Origin of the sequence: Nocardia australiensis (assembly GCF_020733705.1) — a bacterium.
GTDB lineage: Bacteria > Actinomycetota > Actinomycetes > Mycobacteriales > Mycobacteriaceae > Nocardia > Nocardia australiensis.
This window is the reverse complement of sequence record NZ_JAJFZM010000011.1, coordinates 1-11421: the sequence shown is the minus strand read 5'-3', so window position 1 is coordinate 11421 and position 11421 is coordinate 1. Positions and strand designations below refer to the sequence as shown.

The 11421-nt window shown below is 62.3% G+C and carries 15 protein-coding genes and 1 pseudogene; 13 read left to right on the top strand and 3 right to left on the bottom strand.

Annotated features, from left to right (window positions below):
• A partial coding sequence (locus LKE06_RS27135; protein WP_228002207.1) for a tyrosine-type recombinase/integrase occupies positions 1 to 929 on the top strand: 929 nt, incomplete at its 5' end.
• A gap of 397 nt (positions 930 to 1326) precedes the next feature.
• Here the strand turns inward: LKE06_RS27135 and LKE06_RS27130 are convergent.
• The 3 genes from LKE06_RS27130 to LKE06_RS27120 form a co-directional block, all read right to left on the bottom strand.
• The gene (locus tag LKE06_RS27130; protein WP_228000954.1) at positions 1327 to 1488 is read right to left on the bottom strand and encodes a hypothetical protein; all 162 of its coding nucleotides are present in this window, start codon (positions 1486 to 1488) and stop codon (positions 1327 to 1329) included.
• A 1260-nt stretch (positions 1489 to 2748) separates the two neighbouring features.
• The gene (locus LKE06_RS27125) at positions 2749 to 3705 is read right to left on the bottom strand and encodes an asparagine synthase-related protein (protein WP_228002206.1); all 957 of its coding nucleotides are present in this window, start codon (positions 3703 to 3705) and stop codon (positions 2749 to 2751) included.
• A 47-nt stretch (positions 3706 to 3752) separates the two neighbouring features.
• Positions 3753 to 4616 (bottom strand): GntR family transcriptional regulator, encoded by an 864-nt coding sequence (locus LKE06_RS27120; protein ID WP_228002205.1) that lies wholly within the window; start codon positions 4614 to 4616, stop codon positions 3753 to 3755.
• Between the two features lie 70 nt (positions 4617 to 4686).
• Between LKE06_RS27120 and LKE06_RS27115 the strand changes: the two genes are divergently transcribed.
• From LKE06_RS27115 to LKE06_RS27060, 12 genes and pseudogenes are all read left to right on the top strand, one after another.
• Positions 4687 to 5130 (top strand): hypothetical protein, encoded by a 444-nt coding sequence (locus LKE06_RS27115; protein ID WP_228002204.1) that lies wholly within the window; start codon positions 4687 to 4689, stop codon positions 5128 to 5130.
• Positions 5131 to 5144: 14 nt separating this feature from the next.
• Positions 5145 to 5417, top strand: a complete 273-nt coding sequence (locus LKE06_RS27110; RefSeq protein WP_228002203.1) for a hypothetical protein — start codon at positions 5145 to 5147, stop codon at positions 5415 to 5417.
• A gap of 2 nt (positions 5418 to 5419) precedes the next feature.
• Positions 5420 to 6094: a DUF2637 domain-containing protein gene (locus tag LKE06_RS27105; RefSeq protein ID WP_228002202.1), complete on the top strand. Its 675-nt coding sequence runs from the start codon at positions 5420 to 5422 to the stop codon at positions 6092 to 6094.
• 16 nt (positions 6095 to 6110) lie between these two features.
• Entirely contained in the window at positions 6111 to 6491 is a 381-nt protein-coding gene (locus tag LKE06_RS27100) for a hypothetical protein (protein WP_228002201.1), read from the top strand.
• Entirely contained in the window at positions 6488 to 7681 is a 1194-nt protein-coding gene (locus tag LKE06_RS27095; protein WP_228002200.1) for an FtsK/SpoIIIE domain-containing protein, read from the top strand. The genes LKE06_RS27100 and LKE06_RS27095 overlap by 4 nt, the downstream gene beginning before the upstream one ends.
• A gap of 78 nt (positions 7682 to 7759) precedes the next feature.
• Positions 7760 to 8083 (top strand): hypothetical protein, encoded by a 324-nt coding sequence (locus tag LKE06_RS27090; protein WP_228002199.1) that lies wholly within the window; start codon positions 7760 to 7762, stop codon positions 8081 to 8083.
• Positions 8080 to 8256: a hypothetical protein gene (locus tag LKE06_RS27085; RefSeq protein ID WP_228002198.1), complete on the top strand. Its 177-nt coding sequence runs from the start codon at positions 8080 to 8082 to the stop codon at positions 8254 to 8256. Before LKE06_RS27090 ends, LKE06_RS27085 begins: the two co-directional genes overlap by 4 nt.
• Entirely contained in the window at positions 8253 to 8552 is a 300-nt protein-coding gene (locus tag LKE06_RS27080) for a hypothetical protein (RefSeq protein WP_228002197.1), read from the top strand. The genes LKE06_RS27085 and LKE06_RS27080 overlap by 4 nt, the downstream gene beginning before the upstream one ends.
• Before the next feature lie 166 nt (positions 8553 to 8718).
• A complete protein-coding gene (locus LKE06_RS27075) occupies positions 8719 to 9078 on the top strand; it encodes a hypothetical protein (protein ID WP_228002196.1) in 360 nt (119 codons plus the stop codon).
• Positions 9079 to 9206: 128 nt separating this feature from the next.
• On the top strand, positions 9207 to 10928 hold the full coding sequence (locus LKE06_RS27070) for a replication initiator (protein WP_228002195.1): 1722 nt from the start codon (positions 9207 to 9209) through the stop codon (positions 10926 to 10928).
• A gap of 13 nt (positions 10929 to 10941) precedes the next feature.
• Entirely contained in the window at positions 10942 to 11148 is a 207-nt protein-coding gene (locus LKE06_RS27065; protein ID WP_228002194.1) for a helix-turn-helix transcriptional regulator, read from the top strand.
• Between the two features lie 68 nt (positions 11149 to 11216).
• A pseudogene (locus LKE06_RS27060) lies at positions 11217 to 11421 on the top strand (site-specific integrase); the annotation flags it as partial.

The window sequence follows — 11421 nt, the reverse complement described above, 5'->3', positions numbered from 1 at the left end:
TGACCATGCAAGAGTGGTGCGATCTCTGGATTCAGGGCTACGCAGTTCATCGTGACTCGACCGTTCGGCAAGCCAAGGTTCATATCAAGCTGATCACGCATGAGTTCGGTATGGTGCCCTTGGCTGCCGTCCGGCCATCCTCGGTGAAGTCTTGGGTAGCAAAACTGAAGACTGAGAAGCGTGAGCCGAGCTACGTCTACGCCGTGCATTCGCGCCTCTCGCAGATCATGAGCGACGCAGTGCATGAGGGCCTACTGGTCCGCAACCCATGCTCGCGCCGAACCGCGCCCCCGATGGGCAAGCAGAAGCCGTATGTCGCTACAACGCAACAGGTTTGGGCGATCTACGATGCGTTCCCGAAGCACCTACAGGCGTCCGTTCTGCTCGGTGCATTCGCCGGTCTTCGGGTCGCTGAGGTGTCCGCGCTCAAGGTCGCCGATATCGACCTCATGCGGGGCGTGGTGAACCCCAAGCAGCAATGGAAGGACGAACCGCTCAAGACCGACGCGAGCCAGACACCGATACCGATACCGAGGGAACTGGCGTTGCTGCTGTCGGCGTCAGTTAAGAAGTGGCCTGGCGAACACATGGTGACCGATGGCATGGGCAACCCTGCGCCACCCTGGCACATCGATCGCGCCCTCCGTGCGGTGCGGAACGCGGGCAAGGTGCAGTCATTGCCCGAGGAGTTCAGCTTCCACGACTTCCGGCACTACTTCGCGTCGCTGCTCATCTCCAAGAAGGCGGACATCAAGACCGTGCAAGTCCGCCTCCGCCACGCCAGCGCCAAGACCACGCTCGACACCTACGGGCACCTGTGGCCGGACGCGGACGAGTCCACCCGAACCGCAATCGGTGAGGTGATCGCGGAACGGATGGACTCGGGTACTGCTACTGCGGATGAACTGCGGACGGAGGACCAGGGTTAGATGCTCAGCCGCAGGTCAAGCCCCCAATACGACTTACACGTCGAAGTACAGCTCGAACTGCGTGCAGGACGTTTGTAGGTGACGGCTGCAATCGGATCAAGCGCTTGACCTGCGGGTTTTGCCGTTGGCATCGTTGGCTGGATATGGGTGGGTCCGCGCCTACTGCGGACGGATTGCGGACAAGGCCGGTCGGGACATCCCAACCGGCCTTTCCCATGCCTTGACCACGGTTGGCCCTGTCCTGGTTGGGTTGCGCACACATCGGAACTGCCCTGAACTTGGTGGCGGGGCTGAGCACTGTGGATGCCTCGTAACGACGAGACCAAGCGGCCGAAGGTCGCTATCCGTATGCCAAGCAAGCAGGGCGAAAAGGGGCCGAAGCCCCCAATCGAGTGGGTCACATGTAGCGGTCGAGCATGTCCTGGAACTCGGCGGTGGTGACCTTGTAGGTGAACCAGCAGCGGTTGCAGTAGTCGCCGTAGTCGGTGCGGAGCTGGTGGGCAGGACGAAGGCAGTTCTCGCAGTCGTAGTGGGCGGTGTGGCCGACGTAGCTGAGCATTTTCGGTTCCTTTTCGGTCGAGGGGGTCTGACTGAGGGCGTCTCGATCACGGCTGTGGTGGGCGTCAAGGGTGGGCTTGTCCCATCACGTAGTGACGCCGTAGGCGCCCTTGATGCCCGCCGCAGCCGTGATAGCCCTCAGATCAGTCAGACCACCTCGACCGAAAAGGAACCGGGGATGCGGCTACGTCGGCCACACCGCCCACCACGACTGAGAGCTGCCCTGCTGGCCTGCCCACCAGCTCCGCACCGACCCGGCGACTACTGCAACCGCTGCTGGTTCACCTACCCACCGCCGAGTTCCGGGACATGCTCGACTGCCATGTGACCCACCCGATTGGGGGCTTCGGCCCCCGCCCTGCGAACCACCCACCCAAAGCGACGATCCCGGGTTTCTCGAAGACCCTCGAACCGGACAACCGCCAGCCGACCGAGCCAACGAATTCCGTTCAGCAATTCAGTCGCACCTGGTGAGCGGCTTGGCGATTGGGCAGAGTGCCGGGCCTTTTCCGCAGACTGATGACGGCTCGGTGACCACCTACGCAGGTCCGGCAGGCTGGCTTTTGGGAGGCAAGCGAGCGGAGCTCGTGCGGCAGCACCGTATGAGAGTCGCCGCGCTGGTAGCCGCCGATCGGGCAGAGTGCCGGCCGATCGGAGTTCGGTGATCCGTTCAGCAACTCGCTGCCGGGCACACGTCCTGCCACGTCCACAGCTCGGGTCGATGCCGCGCTGAGCAATCCAGGAGACCGGCGACTGCCGATAGCGCGTGGGTGCCGCCGACGCGCCGGTCCGGCGGCGGAACAGAGCTTAGGACCGTAGCGCGGCGGTGGCGCGCACGCGCCGCCGCAGGCGCTCTTGACTCTATATAGCGAAATTCAGCAACCACTCCGTGAAGTGACGGGCGCTGGCGAACTGCTCGACAGTGTGTAGCTGCCTGTCCCTGCCGCGTGTTCGTGGTGAGTGTCCGGCTGGGTCTGGACGGTTCGGCAGTGATGGGGCTGGGCGGTGATTGTGCGGGAGCTGCGCAGCTGGGGCACGAACAGTGTCGCGGTAGCTCAAATCATTCGACTGCCGATGCTCGGCGTTGGGGCCACCTCCAGCTCAGGGGCGGTTTGGCAGCTGGTCCAAGCCGCATCGCGCCGAGGAAGGAGGCGGTGGGAGATGGCGAAACATCGCCGGAGCAAAACAAAGGCCCCGGTCGACTACGGCATCGTCTTGATCAGTGCTGCCGTGATCGCCGGGGCGCTCATGTTTCATGCAATCATGATTTCAGGATGGATAGATATAGCCGAGTGGCCACAGCTTCGGCATCCTCCATGATGGGATCGGCGTACGTCCGAGCACCAGGCAGGTTTGCGGCGTAGGTACGGGCTGCTGTCGCCAACACGGACATGAGCCCAGATGAACGTTGGATTGGGGCCTTTGCCGCCCAGGCCAGATGTTTTGCTCCCTCGGGAAGTTGAGCGTCACACGCCGTCCGAAGTGCGAGTTTGTCAGTCATGCGCCCGTTGTGCTCACCGAAAAGCGCTGTCGGGGCGAAGCATTCGGCGATTTGCCACCACCGGACGGTCTGGAAGACATGAATCAGCCGATCGGCGTACTGGTCTAACAGAGCTGGATAGAAGTCTGGGACCAGACGTTCGTAGCGGAAGTTCGCAGCTGACTCGGTGCGAATCAGCTGGTCGATTTCGGTCCGTGCCTCAGAAGAGGACACCGGGTAAGTGAGCTTCCGGCCACCGCCGAGGATGGCATCGGCACCGCTGCCGCTGAGGATTGCACCTAGATCTGCGATCGCGTCAAAGCTCCGACGGGCCGCGAGTAATGGAATGCCAGCAGTGACTTCCCAGAGCTCAGACGTGTCGAGACGGCGCATCACTTCGCGCGATAGGTCGCTGACCTCGTTGACGTTCAAACGGATGACGTCGTGCCGTAGCCCCAGGACGGAGGCAGCGGCAGCCGCGTTTGCTTCATCGGTTTGCCCCTCGGTCACGATGGTGATCGCCACGGGCTTGGCACCGAGCTCGACTGCAACTGCGGCAACATAGATGGAATCGACGCCGCCGCTCAGCAACACAGCTGGTGTCCCGCCAAACTTGTCCAGGACGGCCGCAATTCGCGAGCGAGTTTCCAGGGCAACGGCCTGTGCTGCCTCCCGGGGGTCGGTAATGGTGCGGAGGTCCGGATTCGGCTTCGCGATGTCACCGAGCAGATCGGTCACGAATTGCAGCGGCTCGGATGTTTGCGGGACCAAGTTGGAGTCGTTGATCATGTCCACCGTTCCAGTTGCGTTGTGTAGATCAGTCGGTGCCGATCGCCGGGGAGAACAAAGTCGCTGAACTCGACAACCTGCCCGTTGATGTCCCGCATTGTCTTGCGCACTGCGAAAACGGCTGTGCCAGGAAGCAATCCAAGCTGATCGATTTCTTCGGGCGAAGGCAGTCGTGTCGTTATGTCTTCGACGACCTGGTCGACTTCGATACCCAGTGTGGATAGTTGGTGCATCGTTCCGCCCGGCCACGGCTCGTTCCGCGGATCGAGCAGATCGGGATTCTTGCTGACCGTATCCAGGACGAGGTACGAGACGCCGGTGCTCAACGGCACATCTTCGTCGACGAACCGGGACCGGTACGTTCGCTGAAGCAGTTGAGTGCCAGCAGGAACGCCGAAGACCTTGGCCACAGGTTCGGTCGCAGGGCCAGTTTCGTACTCCGTCGAGAAGGCGAACTCGTCGGTTCGATGGCCGGTGTCGGTCTCGGCGCTGCCGTTCTGACGACGTTCCTGCTCCGAGCTATGGACCATCGCCTTCTCGCGGTGGTGGCGGTCGTTGCGGCGAACGACTTTCAAACGCGGTGTCCTTACGAACGTGCCGACACCATGCTTGGCCTCCAGGATTCCCTCGGTGCGGAGAACGGATAGGGCCTGGCGAAGAGTCGGGATGCTGACCTTGTAGCGCTTGATCAGCTCGGCCTCTCCGGGTATCCGAGTGCCAGGAAGTAGCTCCCCCGCAACGATCCGGCGGCGCAGGTCGTCAGAGATTAGCTCGTACTTTGCAGGCATTGCATCCCTTCTCCCTCTTGAGGACCTATTCATCTTAAGTCCTCTGTAGGTCTTGACTTGATCCACGGCCATCTTCTATGGTCCTATAGAAGTTAGTCCTATATAGGACCCCCACAATACTGACATACAGGAGCTGATTTCAATGGCACTCAAGGGCTACCGCTTCCCGATCTCTCACTCCGAAGCCTTTCCTATGGGCTTGGTCCTGGTCGGTCCGATCGAGCCGCTGACCAAGTACAACCAGGACCGTAATGCTGCCCCTGAGCAGCGTTACGACTTCGATCCGAAGACCGGCGCCGGTACGGGCCTGCTGATGTGGAAGGCCACGGTCACCGATCCGTCGGAGACAAATTCCAAGCGCGCCAGCTTTCAGCTGATCTTCCTGGCGGAGGTTCAGCCGGTGCCCTCTACTCCTGAGGTGTTGCCGGGTATGCGTCAGGTTGAGCTGGAGGGTTTGCTGGCCGAGCCGCGCGTGATGGGTCAGGGTGAGTTCAAGTACCAGGGCTTCAATTTCTATGCCGGTGGTATCAAGGGCGATAACTCTGGTGCGAAGGTCAGCCAGCCTGCCGCGTCGAAGGCTGCGTGATTGCCATGTCGCACATGTCCACCTCGGCGGGGTCCTGCGATCGAGTCGCCGCTGTCTATCACCCGGCCACGACCACCAAGGACGGTTACACCCGTCCGGCGACGGTGTGGATCGGCCTGGAAAGCACCCTCAGCAGTACGCACGCGACGATGTTTCTGGACATCGATCACGTGCGTGAACTGGCGCAGCGGTTGCCGGAACTGCTGATGGCTCACGATGCGGCCGAACATGCCCGCACCGAACAGGCTGCCGCCGAGAAGTCCGTGGCCGAGTCCAAGGCGGCGTGACGATGAGCACGGCGGATCGGCAGTCCAAGGGAATGGCGTGGGCTCGCTGGTCCGCCGTTCTCGTTGTCGTGGTTATCGGTGTTGCCGCGTTCGTGTTGTCGTTCGCGGCGTTGCAGGACCTCGCGGTGAAGGCTCGTACTCCTGAACGGCTGGCGTGGCTGTTCCCGGTCATTGTGGACGGCACCATCATTCAGGCCACCATCGCGCTGCTGGTGTTGGCCGACAGTGATGACCGGAAGTGGTTCGAGCGTGTCCTGGTTGCTGGGGCTGCGGTTTCGATCGGTGGCAACGTCGCTCACGCTGTGGTGTCTGGTCATGGTGTGGGTGCTGCTGTCCTGGCGGTGATCGCCCCGGCTGCTCTGTTGATCGATACGCATGGTCTGGCGGTGCTGTTGCGCACTCATCGATCGGTTCCGATCGAATCGGCTGAGCCTGTAACGGATTCCGTGCCTGCGGAAACCTCATTCCCCGAACCTCCGATCGCCGAACTTGTCGTCGCTGAACCTCCGATCGCCGAACTTGTGGTCGCTGAACCCTCGACCCCGGAGCCTGCCTCGGTGCCGGTGAAGTCTCCGATTCCTCCGATGCCTGTCCGGCCTGTCGCACCGCCTGTGCGTGTGGCTCGGTCTTTCCAACCTCCGCGTCCGGCCCCGGTTCGGCCGGTCGCTGCTTCCTGAAAGGTGTTGATTAGCAATGGATTTTATGCACAAGTGCGAGGGCTACTGGGTCTCGCGTGAGATCTATGACGTCGTTGAGTATCGAGTGGGTGGTACCAAGATTGCGGGTTACGGCTCGCCGGGTGTCCGCTTCAACAGTGAGGCGTTCGGACCGATCGCGCCGAAGGATTCGATCCTGGTGACCTTCGGTGGCAGCGACCTGCACAGCTCTGGTGGCCTATGCCCGGACTTGGTTATGCCCGTCGAGTCTGCGGTGTCGTTGATTTCGCTGCTGCGTGCCGCAGTGACTGACGCCCTGATCGCTGAGGGGCAAGAACTGGAACCGATCCCGTTCGTCGACGTCACGGCCGAGAAGTGCACCTGCCCATATTGCGCCTACATGCAGGATCGGTCATGAGTTTGGCAACCATGTTGCCCCCGCTGGCTGCGATTGCTGGTGGTGTGGGTATGGCGGCTCGGATGGCGTACTGGTCACGGCAGAAACCGGTTCCGCGTGAGGAGACGGTCGCGGATTGGGTGGCTGCGGCACCGGTCGAGTTGAAGACTTCGATCTTGGTGTTCTGCGATCGCCAGCAAGAGTTGATGCTGTGGAGTGAGCTGAATCTCGGGTCGATCAAAGACGGATTCCCCACGGTCTTGAATGTCGAGTACACCGTCCACGGGCTGGATGTGGACGTGCAGATGCGTGGCGGCCATAAGCTGTCGGACTGGACAGATCAGAACACTCTGGACGCGTTCGCCCAGTACATCAGTGTTCCCGAGGTGACTGCGCTGTCGTCGTTTCCCGGATTCATCCGCGTCCAGGTCAGGGTGGCGGACACTCTCGCTGACCCGTCCCCGGTGCCGTTGATGGTTGCTGATGATGTGGACTTGGAGGCGGTTGCCTCGGGTGTGTTCGAGGATGGCGAGACCTGGAGTGTTCCGGTCCAGGGCCGTCACATCCTGATTGCTGGCGGTATGGGTGCGGGTAAGTCGAGTCTGTTGTGGTCGCTGGTCAACGGGATGGGTCCGGCGATCCGTTCCGGTCGGGTGGACTTGCGGGTGATCGACCCGAAGGGCGGCATGGAACTGGGGTTCCTGGAACCCTTGTGCACCCGGTTCGCCTGCACCGGCGAAGAAGAAATGGTCGGACTCCTGGAAGAGACCGTCAAAGACCTCCAAGAAGCCACCCAACGCTATCGGGGCAAGGTCCGCAAACCCGTTCCTACACCCGAGAACCCGCTTGTCGTCACGATCATCGATGAAGCGGCCGCTCTGTCGGCGTTCTCCACCCCGAAGATGCAGGATCGTTTCGAACGCGCTCACGGTCTGCTGCTCTCACAGGGACGCGCACCGCTGTACTCGGTGATCGAGACAGTGATCGATCCGTCGAAAGAGAATGTGCCGCAACGGCAGCTGCTTCCGTATCGGGTCGGGATGCGCATGGACGAAGCCGCCCAGGTAGCCATGATCCACGGCCAGGGTGCCCGTAATCGCGGCTCCTACTGCGACCAGATACCGCACACGACGACCCGGGGTGTGCTACGTGCAGGAAGACGGCAAGGCAGGTTTCCGGCGGGCTCGGGCGTTCATGGTCACCGATGCTGATGTGGACCGGATCGTGGCGCAGTACAAGCCGATTCCCCGCCCGGTCGACCTGGACGCGTTCGCCCAGGAGCGTGCGGCATGAAAACCGGGCTCGTCACCGAGGTGCATGTGGTCATCTACTGCGACGTCTGCGGTGACGTCTACTCCGAAACCGACAGCGAGTCGACCTGTTTCGACTCCACCAACCACGCTGTCGGCTACCTCAACGCTCGATCCGCTGGTGTCGGCTGGATCTATGACGGCGACAAGGTCATCTGCGACGGCTGCCAAGCATTGGCCCGCTGCACCGAAGCTGGCCACACCTTCCCCGACCGTCGTGTCACCGTGCGGCGGCTCAACAAAACCACCCGTTCCCGCACCTGCATCGTGTGCGGCATCTTCGAAATCGAGGCCCTGCCATGAACACCAGCCACCGTTACGACGACAACGTCATCGACCTGCAAGCACGCCGCCGCTGCCAGCTGCAAGCCCGTGGCCTCGACCCCGTCACGGTCGCGGTTCACCTGTTCGCCGAAACCGGGACACTCCCGGCCTGGGGCACCGATGACTACGACGGTGGGGACTGGGCGGCATGAACAGCCACGAGTCCTCACACAGCTATTGGAAGCCGGAGCGGGGCATGGACTTTCACCGAGTACTGGTCGCCGCCGATCGTGGGCATCTGCGGGAATCGTGCGAGGTATTCGCCAACTACCTTCCCGACGCCATCCAGGATCGGCAGATTCAGGTGACCCTGCACAAAGAACACAACTTCGCCGCTGTGCTGCATCTGGCCATGACCGTCGACGACGCCATCGCGGTAGTTGGTGTGCTACAAGCCGCAATCCGGCAGGCCACAGGCGGCAAGCGCGACTGGGAAGACCTGCCATGACCGGCACTGCGAATCCTGTTTCGCGACACCCGAATCCAACGAATCCGATCGTTGCGAAGGCAGCAGCGTCGATCCGGAAACCACGCCCGAAACGCAAGGACCTGCACGAACCCTGCCGGAACCAACTCGCCTTGTTCGAACCCGCACCCGAAGGGAGGCCACCGAAATGATCTGGCGGATTATCTCCCCGGTTCGTGCCCGCTACCTCGCCTGGTATCGCTACCGGCGTCGTTGGACCCGCCTCATGACCGCCGCCCGCCTCACCCTCACTGCGGACGGCACTACCCGAGTCCCGCGCTTGTTGTCGGTCCGTATCGGTGACACCGCCGACCGGGTCCGGGTTCGGATGCTCGACGGGCACTGCCCCGCCGACTACGAAAACCGCACCACCCACCTCGCCAACACCTTCGGCGCCCACGGCTGCGACGCCGCCGTCATCGGCCCCGGAACAGTGGAAATCGTTCTCTACCAACATGATTCACCCGAATTCCCCGCCCTGTCGAACGGCCTGAAGGACGCGGCATAACCAGCACGACCAACGGAGGCCGGACCGGGAACACCAACCCTGATCCGGCCTCCGGGTCATTCACCCGGCAAACCGCAGCCATGCAGTACTCGACCAGACCACCGAAAATGGAAGGGGGACAACACGTTATGACCGCACCGATTATCGGTATCGCCCCCGCGCGGGAAACCGCTGCCGATCGACGCGCGATGCCCGATATCAGCGATATCGCCGAATCCGCCGCCGAGAAGGAAGGCGTGTGTGCTCGCGTTGTTCCTATGCGGGCGTTCGACCCGATCACCTCCCGCACCTCCTACGTCGGTGCCCCCTGTAAGTCCACCAACGCCACCACCTGCCCGGCGTGTGCTAAAGCGAACCGCTACCTGCGCATGACCCAGCTGCGTGATGGCTGGTGCACCGAACACGAACCCGCCGACACCACCACCGAACCCACCCAAGACCAACGCGATGTCCTGGCTGCTCGTGCGGAGCTGTTCAACGAGTACCACGACGCACGCGGTGACGGTGACGATGAACTCGCGGATGCGATCAAGGCTTTGGTGGCCGACCTCGATATCGAGTTGCGGGAACTGGGTGTGCGTGGACAACTCCCGCCGCTGGACCCCAAGCCCCGCCGCAAAGCCAAGTCCACTCGTCGTCGTGACGACGTGCCCGACCTGCCCCGTAGGAAGGTCAACAAGGCCCTCACCGTGGGCACTGCGTACGCGGACGGCAAGTATCGGCCCTCAACGTTCTTCACCCTCACGCTGCCGTCCTACGGGCACATCAACAAGGTCCGCGACCCGAAGACCGGCAAGATGGTGTCCGACGGTTCCCCGCGTGACCCCGAGTCCTACGACTACACCCGTCAAGCTCGCGACACGATCCACCTCGCCAAGTTGTTCGACCGGTGGATGCAGAACCTTCGCCGTGCGGTCGGCTGGAACGTGCAGTACTGGGCGTCGGTGGAACCGCAGCGTCGTGGTGCCCCGCACTTGCACATCGCTATTCGGGGTTCGATCTCCTCGCAGCTGCTGTATCAGGTCACTGCGGCAACCTACGTCAATGTCTGGTGGCCGCACTTCGACCAGCCCGTGTACGGCAGCGACAACATGCCGGTGTGGGACTACACCGCCGGTACTTTCACCGACCCGCGCACCCGTAAGCCGCTGACTTACTGGGACGACGCGCTGGAGACGATGGATTCGGTCGACGACCTCGAACCGGCTCACACCCTCAAGTTCGGTGGTCAGTCCAAGGCGGTGCAGGTCCTGGGCGGCAGCGACAAAATGGACATCAAGGTCCGGTATCTGACGAAGTACCTCACCAAGTCCATCGGGGAAGTCCTCGAGACCGACTCGACCCGCGTTGCCGTGCATTACGACCGGCTCCACGCCGAGCTGCAACACACTCCGTGCTCGCCTCGGTGTGGTGTGTGGTTGCGCTACGGCATCGTCCCCAAGGGTGCCAGCGAGAAGACCCAACCGGGTAAATGCAAGGGCAACGCGCACCGTCGTGACTCTCTCGGCCTGCCCGGTCGACGCTGCCTGAACTCGGGTAAGTGGTCGGGCAAAACGATTCCCGATCACAAGGCCGATCGCCTCGACTTCGTGCGCTCCGAGCTCGCCCGTGTCGGCATCGTCAAACCCGACACCTCACACCTGCGTATCACCCCGGTCGGACCTACCGACAAGGACGCACCACCTCGTTCCCATCTGGTCATGGCACTCGTCGCCGCCCGCATCAACCAACGCGCCGAGTACACAAACGCCCGCCTCGAGATGACCGAAGGTCCACCAGGCGACGGTGATGTTTCACGCGAAACCGTTGTGCCACAACAGAGTTCGTTCGTTCAGCAATCCGCAGCATAGGGAGGAATCCGAGATGAACACCGAAGACACGTACCTGAGGGCCAAGGACTGCGAAGCCCTCACCGGTATCCCCGAGGCCACCTGGCGGTGGTGGGCACACGTCGGACAGGGACCAGCAAGCTTCAAACTCAGCGCTCGCCGTCGGGTGTGGCGAAAGTCTGTCGTCCTGGCCTGGATCGAGGAGCGGGAGCGGCTCACCAGCACGCAGGCAGCAGCCTGATGAGCACGTCACCGCGTCGCCATCGACGTTCAGGAGTTGAGCCGCGCTGGTTCAAGACTGTGACCGTCGTGAGCGAGGATGGCACGACAACCCGCGAACAGGTGCCGTCAGCGAACCACGGCAAGGGCAAGAAATGGCGGGCGCGCTACGTCGATGACCAGGGCAACGAGCACGCCAAAGGGTTCGACCGCAAGACCGATGCGCAAGCCTGGCTGAACGCGCAGATGTCCACGCTCGTCCAGGGCACTCACGTATCGCCACGGGATGCACAAC